Below are 15,880 nucleotides of genomic sequence, written 5' to 3' on the forward strand. Positions count from 1 at the left end.
TTTAAACCGAACGATTTTGGTTCGTAAGTTTCAAAAGACTTGTCCAAATTCGATCTATGACCGTTGGTGTGGATTGAAATTTGAAGACTGGGCTTTTGATGTCACGGTAACCGCAATCAATGGTTTAACGATTACATTCACGGTAAATCCCACTCAAGTCAAAGATGAGGAAGGCAACTTGGTGTTTGAGCAGGTTCCTGTTCTGGATGAACTGGGGCAGCCTGTTTTAGATGAAAATGGACAGCCGACGTATACAGGTGGTGATCCCATTATGGAAACCAAAACCTATGCAGCGGGTTATCTTAATCGCGGTTTATTTAAAAAACTCGGTGTCTCTACCTTTATTGTTGGAAACACAGCAAATTCAGTCACTTTATATCGACAGCATACGGATTTAAACATCGGTGATGTGATTCGGCTTGCACCGGGTTGTGACCAATCGCTAAAAACTTGCCATGAAAAATTTAAAAATGCTGCTCGATATGGTGGGCATCCATACATGCCGGGAGAAAATCCAGTCATGAGCCAATTGATTAAATAAGGAGTGCTATATGGTTATTGCACCGTGGTTAATATGGGCAATGCTGGCGCTTACGGCTGCTACTGCAATTTATACCTATGTTTCAATGCGAAAAATGCAGAAGAAAAACAGGCAGTCAGCCAATCAGTTGGACGGAACAATTGCAGATGAAGGTACGTCATTTAGTGATATCGCTGGTAGCCCACATATGTATGGGAATATCACGCATCTATGGGGGCAGACCACGACACCGATTAAATCCAAAGGTGGCAAATGAAAATCTATATGTCTGATTTACGGAAAGCCAAAATGTGTGCCAAAGGTGCTAGAAGTTTTGCAGACAAGAATGGGATTGACTGGAAAGACTTTCTTAAAAACGGGATCGATATCAGCAAAATTGAAAATATAGATGATGCGATGGTGCAACAAGTGGTTAAGGTGGTGAAAAATGGCGAGTCAGATTRTTGGTTATAAGTATTTCACAAATTTCATTTTATTTGTCGGTAATCCAATTGAAAAGATACTTGGTATTAACTTTGATAAACGCGGCTGGATGGCACCCCTCGTTGATGAAAATGGCAATCCTTTGGTGCAAGGTGTCATTAATTCACCAACGCTTTACGGTGAAAATGAGGGCGGCGTGTCTGGCTCTGTTCATTTAAAAACAGGAACAAATGATCAAGAAGTTGTGCCATTTTATAAAGATTATATGGAGTTAAAAGAACTTCAAGCTTCAGCATACCCTTATCAATCATATCTTGCATTTAAAGATTTTTACGTCGGCAACTCAGGTTATATGAAAGAAATGCTGCTTTGGCCGAAGCGGATCCATGTGCGAAATGATGGGCGTGGGCAGTGGTATGATGCTAAAGCAGAGATTGATCGAATTAGACAAGAAATAGATCCATCTGAAATGCAAGCAATGGTATTACGCATTGAGGTAGCTACAAAGTCGGAAAAAGTCAAAACTCAAGAACACATTTCATCTTTAGGAAATTGGACTCCAGATTTAGTCGATAAATATGCAGTCGACTCTATGCAATTAGAAGGGATTGGGTACACATGGAATGACGGTAGTCAGTCTGAAGTATATAAGGGAGATTGTACTGGTATAGCTAAAATAGCTTTTTCTTCTAAATGCGAATTTATATTTACGGTTACTTTTAGTACGGACTCAAGCGAAGATTACACATACATTCCAAATCTTCGTGTTGATCCCGCCGATGATACTATAAGTTCAAAATATGAAAAAATCACATCTGGTACGACTGTGACGCATTTTTATACATTTCGCATGGGTGGTGGTGTTGCTGAGGTAACAGCTGTAGTTTCACCGCATAACTTTAGCGCCTCATCAAAATCAAATCGTTTGTTTCCGTTTAATGTGCAGGTATTTTACCCAAATCATTTTAAATCATCATTTATCGTTGGTGACATAAACCCAATTCATAAAATCCGTGAAATTCTGACCGATGATACTGCTATGAATAAGCCTGAATCATCCGTGAATAATGAAAATTTCATCAAAGCGGCGGATCGAATCTGGGATGAAGGGCTGGGTATTTCATGGTCTATTACTGAAAAATCCTGCACGGATGCTATTAATGAGCTTTGCTATCACATTGAAGCGGGCATTCGAGTGAATCGCCAGACTGGTGTTTATGAAATGGTTTTATTTCGTGATGATTGGTTTGAAGAAGATGAAATTCACATAATTTCTGAAAGTAAAATTAAGAGCATACAGTATGAAATTACCAATGCTGATGAGGTGATTAATCAAGTTAATGTGAATTACTATGACCGACAAAATATCAAGAATTCATCATTCTCAATTTCAGAAAGTGGCTTAATTCAAACACTGAGTCGAGTAAATGCCGAAACAGTCGATTTTCCATATTTTATGAATATGAGAAACGCTGAAATTGTGGCGAACTGGAAGCTCAAGTTATTATCTACTGGGGCTTATAAAGGTACTTTTACTACCGGATGGCGTGAAGCTCGAAAATGGAATCGCTATGACCTAATTCATTTGCCATGGTCCAAGCGCTGGACTGGAACTATTTTAGTTCGCATCATGAGCATTAATTTAGGTGGACCAACGAATAATGAGATTTCAATTGATTTCATTGAGGTTGTTCCTTCAACAGGAATGATGAACACAACTATTGTTGCAGATGATTCGATTGATACTAAACCACAACCACCACAGCTATGTACCGCAAAAGTTTTTGAGCTTCCGTATTTTGAAGCTTTACAGGTGTTCGGTGAGCGCGAAGTCAATATTGAATTGACTGATAATTCAGAAGCAGGCTATTTATGTGCAATTGCTAAAAAACCGCAAAATAACTCACTCAATGCTGCATTACATGTAGATAGAGGAAATGGATTTGAGAGAGTGGCAACAATCAACTATTGTGAAACTGCTTATTTAGATCAAGGTATTAACCGTATAAGCAACTCATTTGTTGTAAAAAATGTGGGTAATATTGCGTCTGTACGAATAGGTAGTCAGATTTTTATCAACGATGAAATTATGGTTTATCAATCTTACGATGCAGTGACCAAGATTTTAACTGTAAAACGAGGTGCATTAGAAACCATTCCACAAATTCAAGCATTGGATTCAATTTTGTATTTTGCCGATGATTTTGTGGCTGTAGATCAGACCATTTATGTTGATAGCGAAGTCATTGAAGCAAAAGCTTTAACAACAACACCGAGTGGAATTTTGGCTTTGGATGATGCAGTGGCACATGAAGTTGAGTTTAAAGCGCGTGCAATCCGACCATATCCGCCTGCTGATGTAAAAATTAACGATGCTTATTTTCCAGAAACAACGATTATTTCAAACAATATTGTTTTGATCTGGGTTCACCGCAATCGCGTTCAGCAAACAGGTGGTGAAATCATCGGTTGGTATGACGGCAGTGTAACCACGGAAGAGGGAGTGACATATTTTGTTGAAATTTCTTCTGAAAATACTGTTTTACATTCAGTATCAAACATCAGTGTTGAGACCTACACAATTCCGGCTTCAGCACTTATTCAGAACAAACCGCATACATTGAAGCTTTGGTCGGTCAGAAATGGATATGAATCATATCAAAAGTTTGAGCATTCATTCTTTGTTGAATCAGCTAGCTTAATTTTAACTGCAACAACATCAAAAGATAAAGTTATCGGTAATACGGTGCCTATTGCAAATATTAGTGTAAATGTAGATGAGTTATTGAAAGCAAATATGAATGCAAATGGTTTAAGCATTAGTGGTAAGGCAGAAGCTGGAGCAACCATCACAATTCAAATTGAGGAATAAAAATGGCGACGTACACAGGTGTGGCTGATGCAAACGGGGACTTTTTAGTCCCTTTTTCATCTACATATACGGGCGGTCAGAAAATCATTGTGACTGCTGAAAAAGATGGTGCAGTAAAGTCTATCGAGCTTTATGCTCCAAGTGATGTAGTTGGTGGTGGAGTAATTCAGTTTAGTGGAACTTTTGTGAATTTCCCGCAGAATATTGGTGTAGTTACTTTGACTGATAAAATTGGTGGTGTGATTCAAGCTAACGCGATGAGATCAGGAAATATTGATTCAAACTTGTTTTATTGCGCAATTGGCTTGGTTTTGCAAGGAGCAATAACAGAAATAAAAGATTATGCTTTTGATGGCTGGATTAAAGCAAAGCAATTAACATTGCCAGCATCACTTACAAAAATCGGGCAATACAGCTTTCAGCGGTTTGGAAATTCTGCGATAACAGATTTTGAAATTGTTCTCCCCAATGCTTTGGTTACACTTTCAGACTATTCATTTTCATATGCTGGAATGAAAAACTTTGATGTTGGAAATGGTCTGCGAATAGTACCAAGTCAATGTTTTAGCTATACAAATAAGCTAGAAACATTTAATTACCGTGGTGTGACGCTTGTTGGGGAAAACGCATTTTATGGCTCTAATTTAAAATATAATTTTATACCTGATACCGTACTAACTTTAAGTGCAGGGTGTTTTCAGTTTGCAAAATCAGTTGAAATATCGATTGGGTCGGGCATAACATCTATCCCAGCTTTTGCATTTTATCAAAATACTTTCTGCCTAAAATTAACACTCGGGCTAAATGTTAGCGATATTGCATCGAATGGTTTGGGCGTTTTAAGTGCATGTAATGAGCTTATCTGTCCAAGACAAACTCCACCAACAATAACAGCAAATGTATTAACAGGGCTTAAATCGACTTGCGTAATTAAAGTACCATCTGCATCACTAACTGCTTATCAAGCCGCAACAAACTGGTCAACACATGCAAGTAAGATGGTTGGGGTTTAAGTCTTAACAACAACATAGAGCACCGAAAGGTGCTTTTTTATTGCCAAAAATAAGGGGAAATATGTGGAACCATTGTCTACAAGTAGCTTTGCTGCTTTTATGAAGTTTTATGGGATGGTGATTGTGACAACACTTGCAATTGCTTTAGTAGCAACCGTTGTTTTGATGATGAGGATGCCAAGGTCAGGTCAAGAATGGGTAACTGGACTGATCTGCACTGTTGTTTCGAGCTTGGCAGGCGGTTCTTTCATTATCATTAAATGGGGGTTACATGAGTGGGTAACAGATGTATGGGGAATGATTGCCCTTGGGGGCTTTTTTTTCGTCTGCGGTTTGCCGGGATGGGCTTTGGTTCGTTGGGTATTTAATTTCATTGAGCAGAGAGAAGGTAAGTCCTTGCTTGATATTTTTCGTGAATTTAAAGAGGAGTGGAAGAAGTGAGCAAAAAACTTACTGATGCACAAATTGCAACTCAGGCTAAAGCATTAGGTATTGAAACTGCATGCTTGAGAGCAGTCATTGAGGTTGAGTGTAAAGGTTCAGGATTTAATGCCGATGAAACACCGGTGATTCTATTTGAACGGCATGTGATGCGTCAGCGATTGATTACAAATGATAAGTCTAAAATTTGTGATGACATGATGATTCAGCGTCCAGATTTATGCAGTAAATCAACAGGTGCTTATGGTCTGTATTCAGCTCAACACGGACGATTAAATGCAGCAGCTCAATATCATCGGGATTCCGCATTAGAGTCTGCATCATGGGGAATTGGGCAGGTGATGGGTTATCACTGGAAAGCTCTTGGCTATCCATCACTTCAGGCATTCATCAATGCAATGTATAAAGATGAAGCCTCACAGCTTGACGCGATGTGCCGATATATCAAAATAAATAATCTTGTGAATGCGCTTAAAAATAAGGATTGGAAGGCTTTTGCTAAGAGCTATAACGGTCAATCATATGCCAAAAATAGCTACGACATTAAGTTGGCCAATGCCTATAAAAAATGGAGCTAGTGATGCCAATACTAAAAGTCTTATGGGAATTCAAATACTGGATCGCAATTGCGGTCCTTTCTTTTATCTCTCTTGGTCAGCTGGCGTACACAAATCACTTGAGCGGAAAGCTTCAAGAAGCCGAAACAAAGTGCACAGCAAAAATTCAGGAAATTGAGCAAAAGCAATTAAAGGCTTTAGCTGAAAAACAGAATGAAATTAATCAAGTGAGCGCAGATTATGAAACAGCAAGATCAGCACAGCGTAGACAGGTCGAAACAGTTACACGTGAAGTGCAAAAGATCGTTGAGCACCCTATTTATCTCAACAATTGCTTTGACGATTCTGGGTTGCAGCAACTCAACTCACTTATTAACAGTGATTCCAGCTAATTTACTGGAGCCTTGCCCTGATCTGCAAAAGCTAGAATCAGGGCAGGGTAAAGCAGTGATGTTGTGGTCTGTTGATACTGTGGCGAAATACAATGATTGTAAGGCGAGACATGGTGCGATTGTGAAGGCCCTCAAGTGAGGGCTATTTTATTCTTCTGCTACACACTTAAAACGAATTTCAGTTTTAGGAAAGTTTCCAAAAATATAAGGAGGCTTTGCATCAATGGTTTCTATTACCTTTACTGCTTTGTCTGTCTTGCTACATTGTGTATAGGCTTCTCTCATAGCTTCAGCTTTAAGCGTACCCATTCCTGTGAACCCTGTTGCTGCTTGGCGGGATACCATATATGTATTACTTCCCATAGGGACTATTCCTGAATTTGCAGCGCAACCTGAGATTAATACCATTCCAATTGCAATAAATACTGATTTTATTTTAAGATCCTTAATCATGTTTAAACCATCCAGTTATTAAGATTGTAATAATATTGATTTATAATAGAAATTTCAAAAAAAACAACTAATTTAAAGTTGTTTCAGAAAATAGAAGGTCTTTGTTTTAACTAATGCTGTTGACAAAATATTGAATTCACTCTAAGTTAAATAACTATTTTAAATTAATAACTTATTTTAATAATTAAGGTTTTATGAAGCTTATATCGAAAACACAAAAAAATTATTTTATTCGTATTCAAAAGTTTCGTAAGACTTCTATTTGCAAGAAAAATTTTCGTAAAGCAAGAAAAAAATGGTTAAAAAACAATCGAAAAATGCTTGAAGAAATTAGACTATTTATAGACTTAAAGCTTCCAGTTCATGTAACTATTTTAAATCCAGCTTCAAGAAAAAAACTACGTAAAGTAACTTTAAAATTTAGAGAATATTATCATCGAAAAAATATTTGTTTAAGATTAAATTTTAGAGAAACCAAACAGATGCATTCTGATGGAACTTTATATTTGTTAGCAGAATTGGAAACTCTCACACTTATTAATCCAGATATTACTTTTCGAATTATCCCTTCAAAAGAAAAAATTGTAAATCAGGTTCTTAAACAGACAGGAATTTCAAAATTACTCAAACAAGTAATGGTATTTGATGATGATGAATTTGATGAAACAGTAAAATATTGGAAATACAGCTCGGGACATAATTCTGAAATTGACTCAGCTGATTCGATGTTAGATGATTTTGATCAAATTCTATCAGAAGATACAAGCAAAAACATATTTACATCTTTAACGGAAGCATTAACAAATTGTCATCATCACGCATATGAAGATAAACGCTTCCCTACAGAAACGAAAAGAATAAAAAAATGGTGGCTTTTTTCACATGAAAGAGAAGGGTTGCTTACTGTTTGCGTGTGCGACTTAGGAATAGGCATTCCACGCTCTTTGGTTAGAAATGCCCCAAATGTAAAAGAAGATTGGTTTGTACTCTTAAAAAACTTTATTAAAAAAAATAAAGGCAAATACAATAATGACAGTGCAGCAATTAAGGCCGCTATTGAAATTGGTAACACAAGGACAAACCTACCCAATAGAGGGAAGGGTTTAAACCAAATCATAAACAAAATTAATACAATGTGTGGGCATACGGCATCTATTGCAATTCATAGCAACAAAGGATCATATATAATTAACAGAGGATTCGTGACTGATCTACCCTTAACTGATATTATAAACGGTGTAGTAGTTCCTTATACAGAATCGATTGAAGGAACTGTTATTGTATGGCAAATACCTTTGGATAAGCAAAATGCAAATGAAGCTTTGGTAAAGTCAGATGAGTAAAACTGTTATGAAAATTAATGTAGCTAGGGATTTTTCTAAAAATCCTTCAGGCCGTTATATTAAGGATGGCAAAACATCAGGAGAAGTATTCCTTAAAAATGTACTTTTGCCAGCTGTAAATACCCATGATCTCGTTGAAATAGATTTTGATGGTGTGAGGGGCTATGGCTCATCATTTTTAGAAGAAGCTTTCGGTGGGTTTATTCGTGAGACCAAGATGACATTAGTGGAATTTTTTAAAAAGGTCATCATTATTACCAAGGATCCACTTCTAGAGCAGGAAATCCAAGGTTATTTAGTAGATGAAGTTAATCGATTAAAAAATCCATAACATATAATGACAAGTATTGTTAAAGATATTATTTTACCATTTCTACCATCCGCATTAACAATAGTGGGGTGGTGGATTGTTGCTTCTCGAGATAATAAATCAAAAAAATATACTATTCACAATAAAAGAATAGAATCTGCTTTGAAGATAATTGATAAAATTTTGCTGGATGCTAAAAAATTCTATTCATTATCTGGGGTAGATATCGAAGCTCAAGGTATTGGATCATTAATCACAAGCGATTTCAAAAAATTAAGTTCAATAATTACTTTAATATCTAAAGAATTTTCTCTAGCTGAGAGACAGAGCTTAGCTTCTACATTTTTAGATTACAAAAAAACCATTACAGGTGGGGAGTTTGGCACCATATCAAGAACCCCTCTTCCTATTTCAAACCAATTTTATTTCGATATAGATAGTTCATATAATGATTTATATATAGAGCTGGAAAAATCTCATCTAATTTAAATGATCAAATTTAGACTTTAACCAATTTTTAATTTATGCAAATTTTTGAGCTTATTAAAAGCAAATCCACAATTGCTGTAAAAAAGCTTTCCACTTTTAACAGTGTGTTCAATATAAAAGTAGAGCCATGTTTTCATTGTTTTAATGACCTATTTTTGATGTGGGTAAAACAGTCTGAGCTATAATATATTTTTTATCGATATTATCAGGGTATAAGATTGTTTTCTTACATGGAGGGTATTCTAGAGCTTTACTTAAATCGCTAGCAGAAAAATCATATAAATTGAATGCAAAAATAGGACATTCAACACTATTCAAGAAATTAGAAGCGTAAGTTAATGCCGTGGGTAGATATTTTGCCAAATGCACACCATTCTTTCTCCCTTTTATGAGACCTTTATTAAGGATGTGGTCAACATCTTTTGGTGAGGTCACATGGAAATATATGTTTCTCCCCTTGGAGAGTGGGTGACTGGAAAGTTGATCATATGTCCAGCCATTCTTGTAACAATCGTAATAATCTAAAAATAATTCATTAGCTAATGGTGTCATGATTTATTCCTATTTTTAAATATTTATAATGTGATGATCTTCATTTAAATTATATTGCCCAAAACTATCAATCCATCCTTTTATTGAGCTATCCCATAGATATGTGCGAGTTTTTAACTTTTTAACTACTGTAAGCTCTTTAATACTAAAGTGTGTGGATCCCCCTGGCAATTCATCCCAATCAACCCGACCATTCTCAACAAACCAATCTACCCAAGATAATTGAATGTCTTGTGCATAAAACCTTTTATTAAGGTTGTCCCACGCAAATGGATTATTGCTATTTAGCTTGTTCACATGCAGGCGTTTAAAGTACTTATTATCTTTGTGAATCTCAATAAATAGCTCAATATGCTTTTTGATAAAATCAAATTCAACTTCAATATTTTCATCATCATTGAAAGCATCATTTTTATCATTTGATGCTATATACCGCTGCTTTTTATTCCACTCTTTATAAAAGTTATTATAATTTTCTTCAGCTATTCGAATAGCATCATCAAATTCTAATCGTACGCCACGCTTCTTTAGATTTACATATCGCTTAAGTGTATTCCAAGATTCATGCAGAGTAATTGTTTGCAGTTGGGGGATCGTGAAGCCATCTTCTGCATACCGTGTAGCACCCTCATGTCTCAAATCATGAAAGCGTAAATCCTCAATACCACACGATTTGCATGCGCGAGTAAAGTATGTGGAAACAGTTGATGTATTTACTGGGATGAGAAAATTTTTATCATAACCAAGTTCAAGCATTCTGTTACGTACTTCAGGTTTCAAAAATTCATCAATCATGTTGATGGCTTTGGGCTCCAGATGTGCATATTTATGATTACCTAAAGACCCCTTTGGATTTTTTGCATCTCGTATTAACCACTGGGTATTTAGATCATCGTAATCATCTAGGCGTAGGGTGCAAATTTCATCTTCTCGTCGTGCCGTATAAATAGCGAACCAGATAATTAAATGCATAGGGGTGGAGTTTTTAACCCTTCTCCAGTTTTTGTAGAAATGATTAGTAAGGGTCTGTAATTCTTCTGCGGTTGGAATGCGGTCCCGCTGTTTTGACTTTGTGACAATGCGTGCTTTTTGAAGCCCAATTAATGCTTTCTCAAATTCCACTAAAACAGATTCTAATGGTTCACCCCACACATATTCAGCATGCATAATTACAGCTTTAATATGACTTAGATCTTTCAGTACAGTAGAGGGTGCAACTCCGTCAGTGCCTTTTACTGGATCTCCTTTTCTTCGCATGATGGCATGGTCAGAAAAATCTTGTCGCGTTAAAGAATAGATATTCTTCTCAGAAATATCTAAACTAGCGATATGCTGTAGTGCACCTGTTTTAGTTCTCGCAAAACTATCCGCTTCATCCAAATACTGAAGAATAAATTCTCTGAGTGTTTTCTGTTTTAGTTGAACCTCAGGGTTGAGCATTCTTTCAGGGTCAGATTCAATGGCTGCTTCTGTACGCTTAATCCATTCATCAGCCAATGATTTTTTGCTGAATGTTTTTGATTGTTTGAATTCTGGGTAGCCACTACGTTGAACACGAACTTGGGCACGATAGCGGGTTGTGCCATCTTTTAATTGGCGTTTAGTGACCGTACCCATAAGATTTGCACCATAACTTTTATAAGGTGCAAATAGGGTGCAACACTAAGGTACTTGAAGTCAATAAGAAGCGACTAAACGAAGTTAAACGAGGTTAAAGAAATTGAGTCAAAACAACGCTATTAAAGAATTGTTTGATAGATCAATAGGTAACAAGATTTGGGTAGCTCCGATGGCAGGTGTTACGGATCGTCCATTTCGGACGTTATGTAAATATTTTGGTGCTGGGCATGCAGTCAGTGAAATGATGACATCAGACCAAACCTTACGCATGAGTAAAAAAAGTTTATATCGTGCCAATTTTGATGGCGAGCTTGCCCCGATATCGGCACAGATAGCAGGTTCAGATCCATTAGATCTTGCTGAGGCAGCACGTTTTCAAGTGGAAAATGGTGCACAAATTGTTGATATCAACATGGGCTGTCCTGCTAAAAAAGTATGTAATAAGTTAGCGGGTTCAGCTTTGTTAAAAGATGAAGATCTGGTCGCGCGTATTTTAGATACCGTTGTTGCCGCAGTTGATGTTCCTGTGACTTTAAAAACTCGATTGGGTTATTTAAATGGTCATGAAAATATTATGCGTGTTGCAAAACGTGCAGAACAAGCGGGCATAGCTGCATTGGCATTGCATGGTCGTACGCGTGAGGACATGTATTTAAATACGGCACGTTATCGTTTGATCAAAGAGGTCAAACAAATGTTAAGTATTCCTGTGATTGCCAACGGTGATATCGACAGTCCTGAAAAAGCAAAATATGTGCTCGACTACACAGGTGCTGATGCCATTATGATTGGTCGTGCTGCACAAGGTCGCCCTTGGATTTTTCGTGAAATTTCTCACTATTTAGCAACAGGTCAACATTTAGCTGCACCCAATATTCAAGAGGTTAAGGATGTACTTTTAGGGCATTTATCGGAACTTTATGAATTCTATGGTGAGTACTCGGGTTGCCGTATTTCACGTAAACATATTGCTTGGTATACCAAAGGCTTACGTTCCAGTAATGAATTTCGTCAAAATATGTATAAAGTAGAAAGTACGGCCGATCAGTACAAAGTGGTTGAAGCCTATTTTGATGATCTTTTAGCACAAGGTGAAATCATGAGTGATGTTCAGGTGGAACAGATTAATTTACTTGAAACAAAATAAAGCGTAGCGAGTAAAAAACCTCTCAATTGAGAGGTTTTTTATCATTTACCTTATTGCGTTTGACTCATTTCTAGCACCAGTTGATTGACTAAATCCGCAGCTTCCATTTCACGAATTTGAGCGACATTTGTTCCCGCCCAGAATGCAGCAAAACCAAAGTCTCCTTGGGCTGATGCTGCGGCATTGAGTTGTTTGCCTAAATCATAAGAATAAGGGTAGGTGGCGACATTAGGTCGTTCAGGTCGATCAATTTGGGTATGCCAATGATTAATTAAACCACGTGCAGGACGACCTGAAATACTTTCAGTGATTTGAGTAATAGGTGTATTGAATAATGCTTTTCGATAAGCAGCATTGGCATTTGAGCTTTTACATTGTACAAAAGCAGTTCCCAGTTGAACGGCTTCTGCACCTAATTGTATGAGTCGCTGGGCTTGATGTCCATTCATAAGACCGCCAGCAGCAATGATCGGTAAATGACAATGTTTTTTTAGCAACTGAACCAAGTCAGAAGTTTTTACCGCGCTGTCAAATGTTTCATTAAAAATGCCCCGATGCCCACCAGCCTCAATACCTTGAGCAATAATAATATCAATACCTGCGGCTTCAATTTTAAGCGCTTCAGCTAGATTCGTCGCTGAAACCATAGTCATAATCCCAGCTTTTTTTAATGCTTGAATTTGATGTGGATGTGGAATGCCGAAGTGGAAACTGACTGCTTTAGGTTTTGTTTCTAAAACCAAATTTAAATAATCATCATGATCTAAAAAACTTGGATAGATACATTCTAATTCAGTTGGAGGAACTGCATTATATTTCTCAAATTGAGGAATTAAATATTGAATCCACTGCTTTGCAAGGTCATGGTCTAAAGCTGAACTTTGGTGGCAAAAGAAATTCACTTGAAAGGCTTGGTGAGTTAGCGCTTGAGTCTCTAAAATTTGTTGGCGTGCCGCTTCAACAGAACTTGCACCTAAGCCGAGTGCACCTAAACCACCTTGATTAGAGACTTCTGCTGCCAATTGAGGGGTAGAAACACCTGCCATTGGGGCAAGGAAAATAGGATGTTTAATATCGAGTTGTTCTAATAAAGTCATATTTAGCTCCTACGAGTACAGATTACTTTGCCCAAGCACTCAAAATTAAGCAAATAATATTCGTTATTTCTTTACGAAATAAAATGATTATTTTTTTGATTTTCTTAAATAAAGAAATTTGAAAATAACCTTTCACACTGGATCGTATAAAAGTTCAATCTATCGGTTTAATAAAATGAAAAATCAATTTGACTGGATATTTTCAGGCATAATATTGTGCTGTATTCGGTAATTATTGGACAATTTATGCTGAAGCCGTTAATTTTAGCGACTTTAATTTCAACTTTAGTGCTTTCAGCCTGTTCATCTTCTGAACAAAATGAAACACAGATTGATCCTCAAAAGTATCAAGTTCAGGATGTTGTCAGCTTGCAACAGCGCTTTGACTTATTGAATCAAAAATTATCGAAGGATTATCAAGCCTTTAAAAAAACAAATAGTATTGCTTTCTCAGACCAGTCGGTATTTGATAGTCATCAGCTTAAGACTTTAAATTTACATGCAGTCAGTCGAACGTCTTTAAAACCCGTTAAAACAGCCTATTGCGAAATGATGAATGGTTATTTTTCTGAAATGTATCATTTGGGGCATCAAAATTTGAGTTTGATGGGGCAGCTTCAATTGCCTCATGCGCAACATGAAAATTTTGCAAATGCAGATCAATTTTATGATTTTATTTTAAATCGGTATACATCGTACCGTCAGGCACAAGAGATTATGGGCTTTGGCTGTAATTTAAAAGAAGCCTTAAACTAGATTTAAAAACCAAAATTTAAAAAGCCTCTTATTTTAAGGGGCTTTTTCATTATTAAAAATGTGTGATTACTAGCTTGTTTATTTTGGATTGTGGGCGTTCACTAGGGGAGCAGGTAGGATGATATTTTACCCTGATGCTGTTACCGATAAAGGAAAAGATGAGCCATATAGTCTTTTTAAGGGAGCATAATTGATTCTTTATATCAGTATAAATCAATTAATTTACATGGGATGGACGTTAAACATTGAACCAATCCATGCAGAGAAGCTCATGGCAATAATTCCCCAAATCACGACACGTAAACTGCCTTTGAGTATAGATGTTCCTGCAAAGTAGCTCGATAAAGCACCTAGCCCAGCTAAGGATAAAACGCCTACAATCATGACGACTGTTGCAACATATTGATCTGGACTAATTAAAATAGAGAACATTGGGAAGAGTGCACCCAATGAAAAGGCAAGAGCAGATGAACCCGCAGCTTGTAATGGATTGGCAGCCGTATTTTCATGAATACCTATTTCATCACGTGCATGTGCGCCGAGGGCATCATGAGCAGTGAGTTGCACGGCAACTTCATGCGCTAACTCTGGGTTTAAACCGCGCATGATATAAATTTGGGTTAATTCTTTGAGTTCATGTGTTGGATTTTTATCTAATTCTTTAGCCTCCATATGTAGATCTGCTTCTTCAATATCCACTTGTGATTTTACGGAAATATATTCACCAGCAGCCATGGAGCTTGCACCTGAAATGAGACCCGCTACACAAGTGATCAGTAGCACTTGAGTTGATGCTCCGCTTGCTGCCATACCTATAATTAAACTGGTGACTGAAATAATCCCATCATTAGCCCCCAGTACTGCGGCACGAAGCCAACCAGTTCTATGAATATAATGTTTTTCATTATGATGAGAATATGACATATAAACATGCTCTTAGAAAATTTTAGCACTTTAACCATATAAGGAATGCAACGTAAAAAGCAAGGTCGATTAAAATAAAAAAAGCTCCAAATTAGGAGCTTTTTCAAAACAGATGATTACTGGGCTTTTTGTTTCACGTCAGCAGCACCTTGTTCAACAGCACCCGCTGTTGCCGCTGTGGCATCTTTTGCAGCTGCTTTTACATCATCTGCCGCTGCTTCAGTTTTTTTAGCCGCTTCGTCTGCTGCGGCATCAATGTGAGCTACCGCTTTATCTGTTGCAGCTTCAGTTTTTGCCGCTGCTTCGTCAGCAGCATTTTTAATGTCCTGACCTGCTTGAGTTGCAGCATTTTCTATGTGTTGACCAGTTGTAGCACCTGTTTCAGGCGCTTTTTCTTTATTACAGCCAACAAGTGCAACAGTAGCAGCAAGACCTAAAGCAACAAGTAGTTTATTCATTGTCATATTTCCTTTTAATTGTTTTATCCACATAAATGGGATATGTGCGAATATAATAGAAAATAGCTCAAATAAAGATCAAAAAATTGTTAATAAAATGTAACCTTTGATAAAAAAATGATTGAAAAAAAGGCTTATATCTAAAAATGGATATAAGCCTAGGTATTATCATTCAATATAAATGGTCTGATTTATTTAATTACTGCCCTGAACGAATGATGTAATCAAAAGCGGATAGCGATGCTTTGGCACCTTCACCTGTGGCAATGATGATTTGTTTGTATGGCACAGTGGTACAGTCACCCGCCGCAAACACACCTTTCACATTGGTTTCATTACGGTCATTAATCACAATCTCACCACGGTTTGAAAGCTCCACATGGGATGCTTTTAAGAAATCCGTATTTGGTAGTAAACCAATCTGTACAAAGATACCTGCAAGCTCAATGGTATGTTCGATATCCGTAGCACGGTCTTTGTATTTGAGTGCTG

20 protein-coding genes are annotated in these 15,880 nt (G+C 37.0%); 13 read left to right on the forward strand and 7 right to left on the reverse strand.

Annotated elements, in window-relative coordinates; translation table 11 throughout:
• The 8 genes from B9T24_RS16520 to B9T24_RS16555 form a co-directional block, all read left to right on the forward strand.
• Nucleotides 1-541: phage BR0599 family protein (locus B9T24_RS16520; protein ID WP_213032957.1), on the forward strand; the 541-nt coding region annotated here is incomplete at its 5' end.
• 10 nt (nucleotides 542-551) lie between these two features.
• Entirely contained in the window at nucleotides 552-797 is a 246-nt protein-coding gene (locus B9T24_RS16525; protein WP_228145742.1) for a hypothetical protein, read from the forward strand.
• A gap of 8 nt (nucleotides 798-805) precedes the next feature.
• Nucleotides 806-994 carry a hypothetical protein gene (locus tag B9T24_RS16530; protein WP_228145743.1) on the forward strand — a complete coding sequence of 63 codons (189 nt, stop codon included), beginning with the start codon at nucleotides 806-808 and terminating at the stop codon, nucleotides 992-994.
• Nucleotides 969-3,836, forward strand: a complete 2,868-nt coding sequence (locus B9T24_RS16535; protein WP_086166800.1) for a phage tail protein — start codon at nucleotides 969-971, stop codon at nucleotides 3,834-3,836. The genes B9T24_RS16530 and B9T24_RS16535 overlap by 26 nt, the downstream gene beginning before the upstream one ends.
• 2 nt (nucleotides 3,837-3,838) lie before the next feature.
• Nucleotides 3,839-4,849, forward strand: coding sequence for a leucine-rich repeat domain-containing protein (locus B9T24_RS16540; protein WP_086166801.1), 1,011 nt, complete (start codon nucleotides 3,839-3,841; stop codon nucleotides 4,847-4,849).
• Nucleotides 4,850-4,912: 63 nt separating this feature from the next.
• Nucleotides 4,913-5,290 carry a hypothetical protein gene (locus B9T24_RS16545; RefSeq protein ID WP_074946533.1) on the forward strand — a complete coding sequence of 126 codons (378 nt, stop codon included), beginning with the start codon at nucleotides 4,913-4,915 and terminating at the stop codon, nucleotides 5,288-5,290.
• Entirely contained in the window at nucleotides 5,287-5,868 is a 582-nt protein-coding gene (locus tag B9T24_RS16550) for an N-acetylmuramidase family protein (RefSeq protein ID WP_086166802.1), read from the forward strand. Before B9T24_RS16545 ends, B9T24_RS16550 begins: the two co-directional genes overlap by 4 nt.
• A gap of 2 nt (nucleotides 5,869-5,870) precedes the next feature.
• Nucleotides 5,871-6,239, forward strand: coding sequence for a hypothetical protein (locus tag B9T24_RS16555; RefSeq protein WP_086166803.1), 369 nt, complete (start codon nucleotides 5,871-5,873; stop codon nucleotides 6,237-6,239).
• Nucleotides 6,240-6,386: 147 nt separating this feature from the next.
• Here the strand turns inward: B9T24_RS16555 and B9T24_RS16560 are convergent, their stop codons facing one another.
• Complete coding sequence (locus tag B9T24_RS16560) at nucleotides 6,387-6,692, reverse strand: hypothetical protein (protein ID WP_213032958.1); 306 nt, start codon at nucleotides 6,690-6,692, stop codon at nucleotides 6,387-6,389.
• A 194-nt stretch (nucleotides 6,693-6,886) separates the two neighbouring features.
• Here B9T24_RS16560 and B9T24_RS16565 point away from each other — a divergent pair, with 194 nt between their 5' ends.
• From B9T24_RS16565 to B9T24_RS16575, 3 genes are read left to right on the forward strand one after another with little or no spacing between them, the layout of a single operon-like run.
• The gene (locus B9T24_RS16565; RefSeq protein WP_086166804.1) at nucleotides 6,887-8,035 is read left to right on the forward strand and encodes a hypothetical protein; all 1,149 of its coding nucleotides are present in this window, start codon (nucleotides 6,887-6,889) and stop codon (nucleotides 8,033-8,035) included.
• Entirely contained in the window at nucleotides 8,028-8,366 is a 339-nt protein-coding gene (locus tag B9T24_RS16570) for an STAS-like domain-containing protein (protein WP_086166805.1), read from the forward strand. The genes B9T24_RS16565 and B9T24_RS16570 overlap by 8 nt, the downstream gene beginning before the upstream one ends.
• 6 nt (nucleotides 8,367-8,372) lie before the next feature.
• The gene (locus B9T24_RS16575) at nucleotides 8,373-8,834 is read left to right on the forward strand and encodes a hypothetical protein (RefSeq protein WP_086166806.1); all 462 of its coding nucleotides are present in this window, start codon (nucleotides 8,373-8,375) and stop codon (nucleotides 8,832-8,834) included.
• A 141-nt stretch (nucleotides 8,835-8,975) separates the two neighbouring features.
• Here B9T24_RS16575 and B9T24_RS16580 read toward each other — a convergent pair whose 3' ends face one another.
• Both B9T24_RS16580 and B9T24_RS16585 read right to left on the reverse strand, forming a co-directional pair.
• Nucleotides 8,976-9,386, reverse strand: coding sequence for a hypothetical protein (locus B9T24_RS16580; protein ID WP_086166807.1), 411 nt, complete (start codon nucleotides 9,384-9,386; stop codon nucleotides 8,976-8,978).
• 15 nt (nucleotides 9,387-9,401) lie between these two features.
• Nucleotides 9,402-11,003 (reverse strand): site-specific integrase, encoded by a 1,602-nt coding sequence (locus B9T24_RS16585; RefSeq protein ID WP_086166808.1) that lies wholly within the window; start codon nucleotides 11,001-11,003, stop codon nucleotides 9,402-9,404.
• A gap of 130 nt (nucleotides 11,004-11,133) precedes the next feature.
• Here B9T24_RS16585 and dusB point away from each other — a divergent pair, with 130 nt between their 5' ends.
• Nucleotides 11,134-12,153 (forward strand): tRNA dihydrouridine synthase DusB, encoded by a 1,020-nt coding sequence (gene dusB / locus B9T24_RS16590; protein WP_265733466.1) that lies wholly within the window; start codon nucleotides 11,134-11,136, stop codon nucleotides 12,151-12,153.
• Between the two features lie 50 nt (nucleotides 12,154-12,203).
• Here dusB and B9T24_RS16595 read toward each other — a convergent pair whose 3' ends face one another.
• A complete protein-coding gene (locus B9T24_RS16595; protein ID WP_086166810.1) occupies nucleotides 12,204-13,250 on the reverse strand; it encodes an NAD(P)H-dependent flavin oxidoreductase in 1,047 nt (348 codons plus the stop codon).
• A gap of 246 nt (nucleotides 13,251-13,496) precedes the next feature.
• On the opposite strand from B9T24_RS16595, the gene B9T24_RS16600 reads away from it, so the two are divergent.
• Nucleotides 13,497-14,006: a hypothetical protein gene (locus B9T24_RS16600; protein WP_086166811.1), complete on the forward strand. Its 510-nt coding sequence runs from the start codon at nucleotides 13,497-13,499 to the stop codon at nucleotides 14,004-14,006.
• Nucleotides 14,007-14,228: 222 nt separating this feature from the next.
• On the opposite strand, the gene B9T24_RS16605 is transcribed toward B9T24_RS16600, so the two are convergent.
• The 3 genes from B9T24_RS16605 to B9T24_RS16615 form a co-directional block, all read right to left on the reverse strand.
• A complete protein-coding gene (locus tag B9T24_RS16605) occupies nucleotides 14,229-14,930 on the reverse strand; it encodes a VIT1/CCC1 transporter family protein (protein ID WP_086166812.1) in 702 nt (233 codons plus the stop codon).
• A gap of 116 nt (nucleotides 14,931-15,046) precedes the next feature.
• Nucleotides 15,047-15,388, reverse strand: a complete 342-nt coding sequence (locus B9T24_RS16610; RefSeq protein WP_086166813.1) for a hypothetical protein — start codon at nucleotides 15,386-15,388, stop codon at nucleotides 15,047-15,049.
• 199 nt (nucleotides 15,389-15,587) lie between these two features.
• A partial coding sequence (locus tag B9T24_RS16615) for an FAD-dependent oxidoreductase (RefSeq protein ID WP_171264934.1) occupies nucleotides 15,588-15,880 on the reverse strand: 293 nt, incomplete at its 5' end.

The sequence above is a fragment of the Acinetobacter sp. ANC 4654 genome (assembly GCF_002135425.1).
Lineage (GTDB): Bacteria > Pseudomonadota > Gammaproteobacteria > Pseudomonadales > Moraxellaceae > Acinetobacter > Acinetobacter kyonggiensis.

Coding starts and splice junctions, on each gene's coding strand:
- B9T24_RS16555 (WP_086166803.1), top strand. CDS start 5,871: ATGCCAATACTAAAAGTCTTATGGGAATTCAAATACTGGATCGCAATT.
- B9T24_RS16600 (WP_086166811.1), top strand. CDS start 13,497: ATGCTGAAGCCGTTAATTTTAGCGACTTTAATTTCAACTTTAGTGCTT.
- B9T24_RS16565 (WP_086166804.1), top strand. CDS start 6,887: ATGAAGCTTATATCGAAAACACAAAAAAATTATTTTATTCGTATTCAA.
- B9T24_RS16570 (WP_086166805.1), top strand. CDS start 8,028: ATGAGTAAAACTGTTATGAAAATTAATGTAGCTAGGGATTTTTCTAAA.
- B9T24_RS16575 (WP_086166806.1), top strand. CDS start 8,373: ATGACAAGTATTGTTAAAGATATTATTTTACCATTTCTACCATCCGCA.
- B9T24_RS16585 (WP_086166808.1), bottom strand. CDS start 11,003: ATGGGTACGGTCACTAAACGCCAATTAAAAGATGGCACAACCCGCTAT.
- B9T24_RS16580 (WP_086166807.1), bottom strand. CDS start 9,386: ATGACACCATTAGCTAATGAATTATTTTTAGATTATTACGATTGTTAC.
- B9T24_RS16540 (WP_086166801.1), top strand. CDS start 3,839: ATGGCGACGTACACAGGTGTGGCTGATGCAAACGGGGACTTTTTAGTC.
- B9T24_RS16525 (WP_228145742.1), top strand. CDS start 552: ATGGTTATTGCACCGTGGTTAATATGGGCAATGCTGGCGCTTACGGCT.
- B9T24_RS16610 (WP_086166813.1), bottom strand. CDS start 15,388: ATGAATAAACTACTTGTTGCTTTAGGTCTTGCTGCTACTGTTGCACTT.
- B9T24_RS16560 (WP_213032958.1), bottom strand. CDS start 6,692: ATGATTAAGGATCTTAAAATAAAATCAGTATTTATTGCAATTGGAATG.
- B9T24_RS16605 (WP_086166812.1), bottom strand. CDS start 14,930: ATGTCATATTCTCATCATAATGAAAAACATTATATTCATAGAACTGGT.
- B9T24_RS16595 (WP_086166810.1), bottom strand. CDS start 13,250: ATGACTTTATTAGAACAACTCGATATTAAACATCCTATTTTCCTTGCC.